Source organism: Microbulbifer sp. S227A, assembly GCF_049800935.1.
The window spans coordinates 185,900-200,475 of record NZ_JBNAFZ010000004.1; the positions used below are offsets into that span (position 1 = coordinate 185,900).

The 14,576-nt window shown below is 62.5% G+C and carries 12 protein-coding genes; 7 read left to right on the plus strand and 5 right to left on the minus strand.

Translation table 11 applies throughout. The annotated features are described in order from the left end of the window. The first annotated feature begins 104 nt into the window (after nt 1-104). Complete coding sequence (locus ACP15R_RS11430; RefSeq protein WP_424986534.1) at nt 105-374, plus strand: usg protein; 270 nt, start codon at nt 105-107, stop codon at nt 372-374. Nucleotides 375-540: 166 nt separating this feature from the next. On the opposite strand, the gene ACP15R_RS11435 is transcribed toward ACP15R_RS11430, so the two are convergent. After that, on the minus strand, nt 541-2,073 hold the full coding sequence (locus ACP15R_RS11435; RefSeq protein ID WP_424986535.1) for a caspase family protein: 1,533 nt from the start codon (nt 2,071-2,073) through the stop codon (nt 541-543). Nucleotides 2,074-2,163: 90 nt separating this feature from the next. Beyond that, nucleotides 2,164-3,117, minus strand: coding sequence for a radical SAM protein (locus ACP15R_RS11440; RefSeq protein WP_424986536.1), 954 nt, complete (start codon nt 3,115-3,117; stop codon nt 2,164-2,166). A gap of 165 nt (nt 3,118-3,282) precedes the next feature. Between ACP15R_RS11440 and zwf the strand changes: the two genes are divergently transcribed. From zwf to pgi, 3 genes are read left to right on the plus strand one after another with little or no spacing between them, the layout of a single operon-like run. Then, complete coding sequence (zwf, locus tag ACP15R_RS11445; protein WP_424986537.1) at nt 3,283-4,740, plus strand: glucose-6-phosphate dehydrogenase; 1,458 nt, start codon at nt 3,283-3,285, stop codon at nt 4,738-4,740. Then, on the plus strand, nt 4,737-5,408 hold the full coding sequence (gene pgl / locus ACP15R_RS11450; RefSeq protein WP_424986538.1) for a 6-phosphogluconolactonase: 672 nt from the start codon (nt 4,737-4,739) through the stop codon (nt 5,406-5,408). Before zwf ends, pgl begins: the two co-directional genes overlap by 4 nt. Nucleotides 5,409-5,411: 3 nt before the next feature. Then, nucleotides 5,412-7,031: a glucose-6-phosphate isomerase gene (pgi, locus tag ACP15R_RS11455; protein ID WP_424986539.1), complete on the plus strand. Its 1,620-nt coding sequence runs from the start codon at nt 5,412-5,414 to the stop codon at nt 7,029-7,031. 58 nt (nt 7,032-7,089) lie between these two features. Here pgi and ACP15R_RS11460 read toward each other — a convergent pair whose 3' ends face one another. Next, complete coding sequence (locus ACP15R_RS11460; protein ID WP_424986540.1) at nt 7,090-7,683, minus strand: hypothetical protein; 594 nt, start codon at nt 7,681-7,683, stop codon at nt 7,090-7,092. Nucleotides 7,684-7,877: 194 nt separating this feature from the next. Between ACP15R_RS11460 and recA the strand changes: the two genes are divergently transcribed. The 3 genes from recA to ACP15R_RS11475 all read left to right on the plus strand — a co-directional run bounded on the left by recA (nt 7,878) and on the right by ACP15R_RS11475 (nt 12,072). Further along, nucleotides 7,878-8,951: a recombinase RecA gene (gene recA, locus ACP15R_RS11465; RefSeq protein ID WP_424986541.1), complete on the plus strand. Its 1,074-nt coding sequence runs from the start codon at nt 7,878-7,880 to the stop codon at nt 8,949-8,951. Nucleotides 8,952-9,125: 174 nt separating this feature from the next. Continuing rightward, entirely contained in the window at nt 9,126-11,783 is a 2,658-nt protein-coding gene (gene alaS / locus ACP15R_RS11470; RefSeq protein WP_424986542.1) for an alanine--tRNA ligase, read from the plus strand. 1 nt (nt 11,784) lies between these two features. Then, nucleotides 11,785-12,072, plus strand: a complete 288-nt coding sequence (locus ACP15R_RS11475) for a DUF1330 domain-containing protein (RefSeq protein WP_424986543.1) — start codon at nt 11,785-11,787, stop codon at nt 12,070-12,072. Nucleotides 12,073-12,163: 91 nt separating this feature from the next. Here the strand turns inward: ACP15R_RS11475 and typA are convergent, their stop codons facing one another. Both typA and ACP15R_RS11485 read right to left on the minus strand, forming a co-directional pair. Beyond that, on the minus strand, nt 12,164-13,984 hold the full coding sequence (gene typA, locus ACP15R_RS11480; RefSeq protein WP_424986544.1) for a translational GTPase TypA: 1,821 nt from the start codon (nt 13,982-13,984) through the stop codon (nt 12,164-12,166). Between the two features lie 85 nt (nt 13,985-14,069). Beyond that, nucleotides 14,070-14,405 (minus strand): DMT family transporter, encoded by a 336-nt coding sequence (locus ACP15R_RS11485; RefSeq protein WP_424986545.1) that lies wholly within the window; start codon nt 14,403-14,405, stop codon nt 14,070-14,072. Nucleotides 14,406-14,576 lie beyond the last annotated feature (171 nt).

Below are 14,576 nucleotides of genomic sequence, written 5' to 3' on the forward strand. Positions count from 1 at the left end.
CTCATTTGGCAGCCAGGGCAGCACACTGATAACATGCTGTTTTTGTTGTAAGTTAACTATTTTTGCCGATCATGAACATATCAAGGCAATGTACGAGTGAAATGATGGAAACAACTGAAACCGAACTGATGTTAAAAGGGTATGGGCTGACAACGGCAGAGCTGTTTTATCACATGCCGGACTATACGCACGTCCTCAACAGCTTTATCTGGCAGGATTATGATCTCGCGCCCGATCATCCGGCATTGTTCAAATTCGTGGAGTTCTGGCAGCGCGAGATAGATGGTCCGCTCCATTCCGTTCGCTTCACGCACCGCAGGATGCTGTCGTCGGGTGAGTGGCAAAACCAAGTTGGAGAGTTCACGCTGCACTGAGCGTTGGGCTGGATGAGTGTTGATCGGCAATGCCCATGTTGGATTGGCAGACAAGGCCGTTGAAACGGCCTTGCAAACGCGAATGAATATTCGCGTTAAACGTCTTGCAAGACGTTTGATACGAGCCGCTTGCAAGCGGCTTGTATCGCCGCGAGGCGCAAATCAATCACCCTGTCCGCCAGGCCGTCGCATTGCAGCCATTGGACCCCACATCCGAGTAACTGTTGCCATCTGCGGCGAGCGTGCCATTGGCGTAGGTTGTGACATGTGGCCAGTACAGCGTCAGTTTCAGGCTCTGACCGGATTGCTTCACCTGGACCGTCGCGGTCTGCCCGAGCGAGTCGTTCAGCACACCCCTGTAGCTATTGGCACCTGTTCGCGCATACCGCACTGACCCGGTGGTTTTGATGAAGAGCGGGCAACTGGCGCGAAATTGCCACGTTCCGGCGATGTTGAGCGTCGCTGTACCGGGTGCACTTGCCGGCGTGTCACTTGCTTGTGCACGCGGGGTAGAACAGGCAGCACTTCCGTGTTCCTTGACGGTGCGAAGCATCGCCTTGGTTCCAAGTTGCTCCACCCGCAGATCTGCGCCCGTCTCGGCTATGAAGCTCCGCAAGGCCTGGCGCGTGCGGGGTCCGGCTATGCCGTCCGCCGATCCGGCTGAGCAGCCAGCGGCGTTCAATGCGGTTTGCGTCTCCCGGATGATGGCGCGACGGTCGGTCTCGCGGGGGGGCTCGGAAGGAGGGTTCGCCGGTGTCGCGGCGACTTGCGGTTCCTTCAGTTGCAACGCCATCCGATAGGTGAATTCATCCTCGCGTCCCGCGTAACGATCCAGAAATTCCTGCATTGCTTCTGCTGTGCCGATGCTGCGGGCGAGATCGAAGTCGGCGCGCATGTTGTCTGCGGGTGTTGGCTCCGGCGCGCCGCCGGCCGGGAACGGAGCGGCTGCACTGGCGAAATAGAAATCGCCCAGCAATTCGTCGTAATAGGCCGGAAACTGCTGGTGATTGACGCTGCGGGCGAGGTCGCGGACCTCGGTGCGCAGGTCGGCCACCAATGCGCGCAACTCAAGGTCGGGTTGCGTCAGTCGCGGGAGCAGGGTGCGGGTGAAGACCGAGTTCGCCGCGTCCTCGTCTTCGGTCAATTCGTCAAGCGCCAGTTGCCCGGCACCTGCGGAGAAGATCACGAATGTGCCTTGCGGGGCCGTGATGCGGCCCAGGCCCCTCGTGCCACCGATGCTGCGGCCCGTGGTGCTTTGGAACGGGTTGTTGCGGCAGGCGTCGATAATGGCGATGGTGGTGCGCGCTCCTGTGGACCTGACCCGGTCCAGGAGGGTGGAAAGTGCGATGGATTCGGATTTGATGAAATCCCGCTCGCCGCTGCCCGGTGCGACGATATCGGTTGGCAACAAGTAATTCTCGCCGTCAATTTCCACCCCATGGCCAGCAAAGAACAGAACGGCGGTGTCACCGGGTTGCAGCATGCCGGTGAATTCGGAAATGCTGCGGTTCATCTGCCTGCGGCTGGCATCGGTCGCGGTGACCGTTTCAAACCCCTGCGCGGCGAGAGTTTCGGAGATCGCGGTGGCGTCCGCAACGGCTTTTTCAAGCGCCGGGACCTGGTCATAGGCATCGTTTCCAAGGATCAGGGCAATCCGGCGCTCTGCCATGGCCGCAACTGGCAGCAGGAAGAGCAGCAATAGGGTCAGTGCAAGTTGTTTCAAGTTACAGGCTCCGCAGCGATTCCCCGGCACTATAGCGCAGGATTCGCCGGGGTTGCGTGAACCGGATCACGCAGAGCAGCTCGCTCCGCCCAGAACGCAGAACTTAGCGCAATGCGGATGGTTCAGCTGCACATCGCGCTCGGCCTCGGCCAGGGTTGCGCCGAGCTCGAACTCGGGCACATAGGGCAGCAGGGTACAGGCCAGCACCGCGGGATGTTCCGCGCCCTTGCGTTTGACCACCATGCGTGACGACGCGCACATGATGTCCTGTGGCCGCTTGCCGAGAATGCCCCAACAGGCAGTGGTGATTTCGGGAACCTCGACGCCTTCATCCATTTCGGGAAACAGCACCAGTTCCGCTGGGCTTTGGGCGTCGATAGCGAAACCCTGTTCCCGGAAAAGCTCCGCAAATCCGGTGCGCGCGGCGCTCTCGCTTTCGTCGAATTGTGCCCGCCCGGCCACCGTTGTCCGAATGCCCGCGTCGCGCAGCCAGGCCATCCCGGTCAGCGTCTTGTCAAAGCTTCCCGTGCCACGTTCCGCATCGTGGACCTCGCGGCTGTGGTGGTCGAGCGACACGCGCAAGGTCAGCTTCGCGCCGAACTCTGCATGCAGCGCGATCAGGCCCTGTTGCACGCCTTTGCGCATCATCGGGCGCATGGCGTTGGTCAGGATCAGAACCTCGTACCCCCGTGACAGCGCGGCGCGGGCCATGTCGATCATCTGGGGGTTCATGAAGGGCTCGCCGCCGGTAAAGCCGATTTCGTGCACCGGCCAGCCACGTTCCGTCAACTGGTCGAGGTAGCCAATCACCTCGGGCGTGGTGATATAGACCAGCGCGTCATTGGTCGGGCTGCTCAGGATATAGCAATTCTCGCACTCGATATTGCATTGTGTCCCGGTGTTGAACCACAGTGTTTCCGGCCTGCCGAGCGATACCGAAGCCCGCCGCTGACCATCTGCGGTGACAAACGGATCCTGGAACTTGCCGGCATTGGCTGGTTTCATGTCCAGATCTTTCATTTGTCATCTTTCGTTGTGATAAGCATGTCACCGGTTTAACCGAGGCACACCGGCGGAGAAATGTCGCGATGCGGCGTTTGACACAGTTGTGATGCGTTGGTGTTTTGGTGTATGTGAGCGCTAACATTCGACTTGAATCACCTAGACACAAGGGTAGGGCTGATCATGGTATCACGAGTCATTCCGGTGGAACCGTTCGATCTGGTGATATTTGGCGGCACCGGCGATCTGGCACGACGCAAGATTCTGCCGGCGCTGTATCGCCGGTTCTGCGCGGGCCAGATGCCCGATGAGGCGCGTATCATCGGCGCCGCGCGGTCCGAGCATGATGTCGAGGAATACCGCACGGCCGTGCGGGACGCGATCGTCGAATTCGTCGGGGCGGATGACGTGGAGCCGGCACAGCTGGACGGGTTTGCCGCGCGAATAGACTATGTGACGATCGATGCACGCGGCACCGATGGTTGGGAGGAACTGGCCGGCAAGATGCGCGACGGGCCGGTGCGGGCGTTTTACTTTTCGGTTGCCCCGGCGTTGTTCGGCGATCTGGCCGAGCGGATTCACCTGCACGGGATGTCGACCGAGCATTCGCGTATCGTTGTCGAAAAGCCCTTCGGTCATGACCTGGCAACGGCGCGGGCGTTGAACGGCACGTTGGCCGAGCATTTCGACGAGGGCCAGATTTACCGTATCGACCATTATCTGGGCAAGGAAACCGTGCAGAACCTCATGGCGATCCGCTTTGGCAACATGCTGTTCGAACCACTCTGGAACAGCCAGCATGTCGACCATATCCAGATCACCGTGGCGGAAACCGTGGGGGTCGGCGGGCGCGGCGAATATTATGACAAGGCCGGCGCGATGCGTGACATGGTGCAGAACCACCTGATGCAGCTCTTGTGCCTGATCGCGATGGAGCCCCCGGCCAAGTTCGAGCCCGACGCGGTGCGCGACGAGAAGCTCAAGGTGATCCGGGCGCTGGACGCGGTCGAGCCGCATCACATCGTGCGTGGCCAGTACCAGGAGCTTGACGGAGAACATCCGGGCTATCGCGAGGCCGCCGGCAACCCGCGCAGCAGCACCGAGAGCTATGTGGCGCTCAAGACACATATCAGCAACTGGCGATGGGCGGGCACGCCGTTCTACCTACGTACGGGCAAACGGCTGGTGGCGCGGTCATCGGTGATCAGCGTGGTGTTCAAGGACGCGCCGCATTCGATCTTTGGTCCCGAGGCGGGCCGTCACGCCAATGTCCTGTCGATCCGGTTGCAGCCGAACGAGGGGATCACCCTGCAAGTGACCATCAAGGAACCCGGCCCCGGGGGCATGCGGCTGGTTGACGTGCCGCTGGACATGACCTTTGCCGAGGCGCTTGGCCCGGACGGGGGCGACCCGCCGGATGCCTATGAACGGTTGATCATGGATGTGATCCGGGGCAACCAGACTCTGTTCATGCGCGGGGACGAGGTCGAGGCCGCCTGGGCCTGGGCCGATCCGATCATCGCCGGCTGGAAGGCGCGCGGAGAGGTGCCCAAACCCTATGAAAGTGGTAGCGTGGGGCCAGATGACGCGGACCAGATGTTGCGCCGCGACGGACGTGCATGGCGGGGGATCAAACCATGAATATCGTTGAATACGCCGATCGAGAACTTGCCGCGATCGACCTGGCGAACACGCTTGCGGGGGATCTCGAGTCGGTGCTGCTGACCCATGATCGGGCCTCGCTCGCGGTTCCGGGGGGCACGACGCCGGGGCCGATCTTTGACGCGCTCTGTGCCGCCGATCTGGATTGGAGCCGGGTGCATGTCTTTGCCACCGATGAACGGTGGGTGCCGCTGGACGATCCGCGCAGCAACGCGGGGCTGATTGCCTCTCGGCTGTTGACCGGGCGGGCCGCCGCGGCGACGATGCTGCCCTTTTACGCGCCTGCGCCCGAGCCGGACGAGGTGTTGCCGGACATCGCGGCGGGGCTGGAGCCGGAACTGCCGATCTCGGTGCTGCTGCTCGGGATGGGCCAGGACATGCATACCGCGTCGCTGTTTCCCGGAGTGGACGGATTGCAGGCGGCGCTTGCGGATGACGCGCCGATCCTGTCGATCCTGCGCCCGGACACGGTGCCCGAAACGCGGGTCAGCCTGAGCGCCCATGTGCTCAACGGGGCGATGTCGAAACACCTGGTCGTCTTTGGCGCGGACAAGCGTGCAGCGCTTGAAAAGGCGCAGGGGCTGGCGCCCGAGCAAGCGCCCATTCGCGCGGTTCTTGATGAAATGACAATTCATTGGGCGGAGTGAGACATGGTTGACTGGACACGTCTGAACGAGCTGCACAAGGCCGCTGCATCGCGGCGGATGCTGGACCTGTTCGCGGCGGATCCCGCGCGCGCCGAACGGTTTTCCGCACAGTCCGGCGATCTGCGGCTGGATTATTCCAAGACGCTTGTCGATGCCGGGATCATGGAGGCGCTGTTCGCGCTGTGCGATGAAGCGGATGTCGCCGGGCGTCGTGCGGCGATGTTCTCGGGCGAACGCATCAACGAGACCGAGGATCGCGCGGTGCTGCACACGGCGCTGCGCAATCTCGATGGCGGTCCGGTGATCTCGGGCGGTGTCGATGTGATGCCGGGCGTTCTGGCCACGCTGGCGCGGATGCGGGCGTTTTGTGATGAGGTTCGTTCGGGGGCCAAGCACGGGGCCGGCGGTGCCTTTACCGATGTGGTCAATATCGGCATCGGTGGCTCCGATCTCGGGCCGGCGATGGCGGCGCTTGCCCTGTCGCCCTATCACGACGGTCCGCGCTGCCATTTCGTGTCCAATGTGGACGGGGCGCATATTGCCGATACGCTGCGCGGGCTGGACCCGAAAACCACTCTGGTCATTGTTGCGTCCAAGACATTTACCACCATCGAGACCATGACCAATGCCCGCACCGCGCGGGCCTGGCTCGAAGAAGGCGGGGGCGATCCGACGCGGCAATTCGCGGCGCTGTCCACCGCGCGGGACAAGACGGCGGCCTTTGGCATCGATGACGCGCATGTGTTCGGTTTCGAGGATTGGGTCGGCGGGCGATATTCCGTCTGGGGGCCGATCGGGCTTTCGCTGATGCTCGCGATTGGTCCCGAGGCGTTTGATGCGTTCCTGCGTGGCGGGCAGGAGATGGACCGGCATTTCCAGGCCGCAAAGTGGCACGAGAACCTGCCGGTGCTGCTGGCGCTGATCGGCATCTGGCATCACCAGGTCTGTGGGTATCCGACGCGGGCGGTGCTGCCCTATGACCAGCGTCTTGCGCGGTTGCCGGCCTATTTGCAGCAGCTTGAGATGGAATCAAACGGCAAGAGCGTGGCGATGGATGGCGGTGACCTCGCTGCGGTGTCAGGGCCGGTGGTCTGGGGCGAGCCGGGCACCAATGGCCAGCACGCGTTCTACCAGCTGATCCACCAGGGAACCGGCGTCGTGCCTTGCGAGTTCATGGTGGCGGCGCAGGGGCATGAGCCGGAGCTGGCGCATCAGCACCGCCTGCTGGTCGCCAATTGCCTGGCGCAGTCCGAGGCCCTGATGCGCGGTCGTTCGCTTGACGAGGCACGGGCGCGCATGGCCGCAACAGGCCTTGCGGGGGCCGAGCTCGAGCGTCAGGCGCGGCACCGGGTATTCCCCGGAAATCGTCCGTCGACCACGCTGGCCTATCCGCTTCTGACGCCGTTCATGCTGGGGCAGATCATCGCCCTGTACGAGCATCGCGTGTTCGTCGAAGGTGTCATCCTGGGGATCAACTCCTATGACCAGTGGGGGGTTGAACTGGGCAAGGAACTGGCCACCTCGCTGGGACCGGTGGTGGATGGCACGCAGGATGCATCGGGCAAGGACGGGTCGACCGCGGCGCTGGTGGCTTACGTGCATCGGCATGGGGGGGCGGCCTGACCCGGCCGCGCGGCGCAGCTCCCATTGCAACACACCCGATTGCCGACCGGGGTCCGGATCAGCCGATACCGTCGTACAGGCGGAACTCTTCGCTATGTTTGCGACGGAATTTGCGTTCCACCTCGGGCGACAGGTGCAGGTCCATTTCGGGCGACACGTTCTTGCGTTTCAGTTGAATCTCGACGCCCAGGCGCGCTTCAAGAAACCGGTTGAGGCGGGGAAGGTCTTCGTAGCGGTAAAGATGGGTGATCGCGGTGCCGCTGGGATGGGTTTTGAGAAAGCTGGCCTGGCTTCCGACATCGGCAAAGGCGGGTCTTTCGCCTTGCATATAGGCGTTGAGAAAGGCGTCGAAACTCATCCCGTGGGTGCTGCGTTCGGTGTCGCGCAGATCGTCGCGCTGGCGATACCTGTACCAGCTTCCGAGCCAGTCGATCGGCTCGCGCATTACCGCAAGAAGCTCCATTTCTGCGCCGCCAACCTTGTTGAACATCGGCTTGAAAAACCGGCTGTAGCGATAGACCGAGGCATGTTTCAGCCCCGAAGGATGCGACACGACCATGTCCGCCCGCCGCGAAAGGGCCGCGTGATAGGCGGTGGTGCCGGTTTTGGGAACAGCCAGAAAGGCCAGGCGTTCTTTATGGAAAACAAGCATCTAGAGGGCGTCTCTCAAGGCGGCAGCGACGTCGGAAACCAGTAAACCAATCTTTAACATCTTTCGGAAACAGTGAAACCGGGAAAAATTTCAATTGTAATGTTCTCTTTTTGATCCTATCAGGAACAAGAGGTGAACAAAGCAGCGATTGCCGCCCGTCCGCGGGTGTGACAATAAGACAGGGAAACGGGACTATGGCGGATCTATTGACCATGAGCAGCAAGAAGAACGCGGACAAGCAAAAGGCGCTGGACAGCGCGCTTGCCCAGATCGAACGGCAATTCGGCAAGGGGTCGATCATGAAGCTGGGGGCCGAGGGCGCCATCCAGGAAATCGAAGCCAGTTCGACCGGTTCGCTGGGGCTTGATATCGCGCTCGGGATCGGTGGTTTGCCGATGGGCCGTATCATCGAGATCTACGGTCCCGAAAGCTCGGGCAAGACCACGCTGACCCTGCATTGCGTCGCGGAACAGCAGAAGCGCGGCGGGGTCTGTGCCTTTGTCGACGCGGAACATGCGCTTGATCCGCAATATGCCCGCAAGCTGGGCGTGGATATCGACGAATTGCTGATCAGCCAGCCGGACACCGGCGAACAGGCGCTCGAGATCACCGATACTCTGGTGCGCTCGGGGGCGGTGAACATGGTGGTCGTGGATTCGGTTGCCGCGCTGACCCCGAAATCCGAGCTCGAGGGCGACATGGGCGACAGCAGCGTCGGCGTGCAGGCCCGCCTGATGAGCCAGGCGATGCGCAAGCTGACCGGCTCGATCTCGCGCAGCAATTGCATGGTGATCTTCATCAACCAGATCCGCATGAAGATCGGCGTGATGTTCGGAAGCCCGGAAACCACCACCGGCGGCAACGCGCTCAAGTTCTACAGCTCGGTGCGGTTGGACATTCGCCGCATCGGCTCGATCAAGGACCGCGACGAGGTTGTCGGCAACGCCACGCGGGTCAAGATCGTCAAGAACAAGGTCGCGCCGCCGTTCAAGCAGGTTGAATTCGACATCATGTATGGCGAGGGCATTTCCAAGATGGGCGAATTGCTTGATCTCGGGGTCAAGGCCGGTGTCGTGGACAAATCCGGTGCCTGGATGAGCTATGGCGATGAACGCATCGGGCAGGGACGCGAGAACGCCAAGCAGTATCTGCGCGACAATCCCCATATCGCCTATGAGATCGAAGACAAGATCCGGGCGGCGCACGGGCTGGATTTCGATATGCCCAAGCCGGGTGATGCCAGCGGCGAGGACGTGCTCGAGGCGTGATTGCCCGCTGCATGCAGCCGCGGGACGCGCCGTCGGCGAGGGATAGAAAGAAAATTCGGGGCGTGCCGTCGGGCGCGCCTTTTTCTTGTTGCCACAAGGCACATGGCGGCGGTGGACAGTGCCGGGGCTTGCGGCTATTTGAGTTGCCAGACCAGAACCGCCGAAAGCTAGCCCATGCCCACGTTGAATGACATCCGCTCCACCTTTCTGAGCTATTTTGCCAAGCAAGGTCATGAGGTTGTGGAAAGCAGCCCGTTGGTGCCGCGCAATGACCCGACCCTGATGTTCGCGAATTCCGGCATGGTCCAGTTCAAGAACCTGTTCACCGGCGTCGAACATCGCGACTATACGCGAGCCACGACCGCGCAGAAATGCGTGCGCGCCGGGGGCAAGCACAACGACCTGGACAATGTGGGCTATACGGCGCGCCACCACACGTTTTTCGAGATGCTGGGCAATTTCAGCTTTGGCGACTATTTCAAATCCGACGCGATCCCCTTTGCCTGGGAACTGATCACCAGGGACCTGGGGATCGACAAATCCCGCCTGCTGGTCACGGTCTACCATACGGATGACGAAGCCGCCGAGATCTGGAAAAAGGTCGCCGGCCTGTCGGATGACCGGATCATCCGCATCCCCACAAACGACAATTTCTGGCAAATGGGGCCGACCGGTCCCTGCGGCCCCTGTACCGAGATTTTCTATGATCACGGCGAGCAATATTGGGGTGGCCCCCCGGGCAGCCCGGAAGAGGATGGCGACCGGTTCGTCGAGATCTGGAACCTCGTTTTCATGCAATACGAGCAGTTCGAGGATGGCAGCCGCCGGGAGCTCGATGCGCAGTCGATCGATACCGGCATGGGGATCGAACGGGTTGCGGCGTTGTTGCAGGGCACCAACGACAATTATGCCACCGATCTCATGCGCAGCCTGATCGAGGCCAGCGCCGATGCCAGCAGCACCGACCCTGACGGGCCGGGCAAGACCCATCACCGGGTGATCGCGGATCACCTGCGCTCGACTTCGTTCCTGATGGCGGATGGCGTGATGCCGTCCAATGACGGGCGGGGGTACGTGCTGCGCCGGATCATGCGGCGCGCGATGCGGCATGCGCATCTGCTCGGCGTCAAGGATCCGTTGATGCATCGCCTGGTGCCCGCCCTGGTTCAGCAGATGGGCGCGGCCTATCCCGAGCTTGGCCGGGCGCAATCGCTGATCGAAGAGACGTTGAAACTCGAGGAAACCCGGTTCAAGCAGACGCTGGATCGCGGTCTCAAGCTGTTGGATGACGAGGTTTCCAAACTGCCGGATGGCGCGGCGTTGCCGGGGCAGGCGGCGTTCAAGCTTTATGATACCTACGGTTTCCCGCTGGACCTGACACAGGACGCACTGCGCGAAATGGATCGCGCCGTGGATACCGACGGGTTCGACGCCGCAATGGCCGAACAGAAGGCCAAGGCGCGGGCCGCGTGGTCGGGCAGTGGCGAGGCGGCGGATGCCACCGTCTGGTTCGACGTGGCCGACCAGCATGGCACCACGGATTTCCTCGGTTACGATACCGAGACCGCCGAGGGGCAGATCGTGGCGATGGTGCAGAATGGCGCAACCGTTGATCTGGCCGGGCAGGGGCAGGAGGTGCAGATCGCGCTCAACCAGTCGCCCTTCTATGCTGAAAGCGGTGGCCAGGTTGGCGATACCGGTGAGATCCGGACCGAGGGCGGCGTTGCCGAGATCACCGATACCCGCAAGACGGCGGGCGTGTTCGTGCATATCGCCAGGGTGATTGAAGGCCAGCTCAAGGCTGGCGAGGCGGCGACGCTGACGGTCGATCACGCGCGCCGGACATCGATCCGTGCCAACCATTCGGCAACCCACCTGTTGCACGAGGCCCTGCGTCGGGCCCTGGGCGATCACGTGGCGCAGCGCGGCTCGCTGAATGCCGAGGATCGCCTGCGGTTCGATTTCAGCCATACCAAGGCGCTGACGGTCGAAGAGTTGCAGCAGGTACAGGACGAGGTGAACAGCTATATCCGCCAGAATTCCCCGGTCGAGACCCGCATCATGACCCCGGATGACGCGCGCGGAATCGGTGCGCAGGCGTTGTTCGGCGAGAAATACGGCGACGAAGTGCGCGTGGTGTCGATGGGTGTCGACCCGCAATCGGGCAAGGGCGGCAATGGGGCAACCTATTCGATCGAGCTGTGCGGCGGCACCCACGTGCGTCAGACCGGCGATATCGGGGTGTTCGTGACGCTGGGGGATTCCGCATCCAGCGCCGGGGTGCGCCGGATCGAGGCGCTGACCGGGGCCGAGGCGTTCCGCTATCTGCGCGAACAGGATCAGCGGCTCTCGGACATTGCCGGCGCGCTCAAGGCGCAGGCCGCCGTTGTCCCGGACCGGGTGCGCGCCTTGATGGACGAACGCAAGGCCCTGTCCAACGAGGTCGCCCAGCTGCGCCGGGAACTGGCGATGGCGGGCGGCGGACAGGCGGCACCGGAAGCCCGGCAGATCAATGGCGTTTCCCTTGTGGCGCAGGTTCTGAGCGGTGTGACGGGCAAGGATCTTCCGGCGCTGATCGACGAGCACAAGGCACGTATCGGCAGCGGTGCGGTGCTGCTTATCGCGGATGCCGGTGGCAAGGCGGCAGTGGCGGCCGGGGTCACGGATGATCTGACCGACCGGCTGTCGGCGGTCGATCTGGTCAAGGCCGCTGTGCAGGAGCTTGGCGGCAAGGGTGGCGGCGGCCGCCCCGACATGGCGCAGGGCGGGGGCCGCGACGCGGCGAATGCAGAGGCGGCGATTGCCGCCGCGGAACAGGTCATCGGAGGATAAGATGGGCGCGCTTTGGATTGCACATGTCACGGTGACGGATGTCGAGGCCTATGGGAAATACGCCGAGCTTGCAGGCCCGGCGATTGCCAAGCATGGCGGCGAATTCGTCGCGCGCGGCGGTCGCTTTGTTCAGCTTGAGGGCAAGGAGCGCCCGCGCAACGTGGTGGCGCGGTTTCCCTCGGTCGAGGCAGCGGTCGCGTGTTACAACTCGGCAGAGTACCAGGCGGCGCTGGATTTCGCGCGCGGTGCTTCGGAACGCGAATTGATGGTTGTCGAAACCAGCGACTGAACGCGGCCGACCCGGATCGGCGCACTTTTTTTACAACAAAAAAGGCCGGGCGCATCTGCCCGGCCTTTGTTTTTCTGGTTGGTCGCTTGCCTCAGCCGGCGGCCTTGGCGGCGCGCTTGCGCTCATGCGGATCGAGATGCCGCTTGCGCAGCCGGATGGCGTTGGGCGTGACCTCGACCAGTTCGTCATCGTCGATATAGGCAATGGCCTCTTCCAGCGACATGGTGATCGGCGTGGTCAGGCGCACCGCTTCATCCGTGCCGCTGGCGCGCACGTTGGTCAGCTTCTTGCCCTTGAGCGGGTTGACCTCGAGATCGTTCTCGCGACTGTGTTCGCCAATGATCATGCCCTGGTACACGTCGGCCTGCGCGCCGATGAACATGCGGCCGCGCTCTTCCAGGTTCCACAGGGCATAGGCAACCGACTGGCCCTTTTCCATCGAGATCAGAACCCCGGCGCGGCGACCCGGAATCGCGCCCTTGTGCGGCGCCCAGCCGTGGAACACCCGGTTCAGAACACCGGTGCCGCGGGTATCGGTCAGGAACTCGCCATGATACCCGATCAGCCCACGCGACGGCACATGCGCGATGATGCGGGTCTTGCCCGCGCCAGCGGGTTTCATCTCGACCAGTTCACCCTTGCGCGCGCCGGTGATCTTTTCGATGACCGCGCCGGAATATTCGTCATCCACGTCGATGGTGGCTTCTTCGATGGGCTCCATGCGTTGCCCGTCGATATCCTGAAACAGCACCTGCGGCCGCGAGATCGACAATTCGAACCCTTCGCGGCGCATGTTCTCGATCAGAACCCCCATCTGCAATTCACCCCGGCCTGCGACCTCAAAGGCTTCGCCGCCGGGGGTGTCGCTGATCTTGATGGCGACGTTGCTCTCGGCCTCTTTGTGCAGCCGTTCGCGGATCACGCGGGACTGCACCTTTTTGCCGTCGCGGCCCGCCAGCGGGCTGTCGTTGATTCCAAAGGTCACGGTGATGGTCGGCGGGTCGATGGGTTGGGCCGGCAGGGCGTCATTGATGGCGGGGGCCACGATACTGTCGGCCACGGTTGCCTTGGACATGCCGGCAAGCGAAACGATGTCACCGGATTCGGCCATGTCGATGGCCTGTTGGCTCAGGCCACGGAAGGCGAGGATCTTGGTGCAGCGAAAGTTCTCGATCAACGCACCATCGCGGCTCAGCGCCTTGACCGTATCGCCAGCCTTGAGCGTGCCGCTCTCGACGCGCCCGGTCAGGATGCGGCCGATAAAGGGATCGCTGCCCAGCGTGGTGGCGAGCATGCGGAAGGGTTCGTCCTTGCGCGTGATCTGTGCCGGGGCGGGCACGTGATCGACGATCAGGTCGAACAGCGCGGTCAGATCCTTGCGCGGCCCGTCCAGCTCCATGTCGGCCCACCCGGATCGGCCCGAGGCATACATCGCGGGAAAGTCGAGCTGGTCGTCATCGGCCCCGAGATTGGCGAACAGGTCAAAGCATTCGTCCAGCGCGCGGTCGGGCTCGGCATCGGGTTTGTCGACCTTGTTCAGAACCACGATCGGGCGCAGCCCAAGCGCCAGCGCCTTGGAAGTCACGAACTTGGTCTGCGGCATCGGGCCCTCGGCGGCATCAACCAGCAGCACCACCCCGTCCACCATCGACAGGATGCGCTCGACTTCGCCACCGAAATCGGCGTGGCCGGGCGTGTCGACGATGTTGATGCGCGTGCCCTTCCACTCGACCGAGGTGGCCTTGGCCAGGATGGTGATCCCGCGCTCGCGCTCCAGGTCGTTGCTGTCCATGGCCCGCTCGGTGGTGGCCTGGTTGTCCCGGTAGGTTCCGGATTGTTTCAGCAGTTCGTCCACCAGCGTGGTCTTGCCGTGGTCCACGTGAGCGATGATTGCGATATTGCGCAGGTCCATAGGTTCAGCCTTTGTGCGGGAGTTGCCGCGCGCATAGCGCGACACGCCGTCAAAGGCCAGAGCAAATCCGTGTTTTACCTGTGGTTCAATGGCTCGCGGTGTGGGAAAACAGCTGGATGATCACGATGCCGGCGATGATGAGCGCCAGCCCGACCACCGCCGCAAGGTCGAGTTTCTGTCCGAACATCACCAGTCCGATCAGCGCGATGAGCACGATCCCAAGCCCCGACCAGATCGCATAGGCAACGCCGACCGGCATGAACCGCAACGCCAGCGCCAGCAGGTAAAAGGCCGCGCCATAGCTGATCACCACGAGGATCGACGGGCCGATGCGGCTGAATTGCTGGCTGGCCTGAAGCGCGGTGGTTCCGATGGTTTCCGCGACGATGGCCATGAAGAGATAGAGATAATGGATCGGCATGTCGGTACCCTGTCTGCGACGCTGTTGCACCGCGTCTAGACCGGTCGGGGAAAACTGACAATTCCCTATCGTCATGGTTGAACTCGCGCCTCGGCCTGTTCTCTATGTGATTGTCACACTTGGTCAAGGGAATGCGCTCAAAATCGAGCAGCCATCCGACGGTGCAGGGCA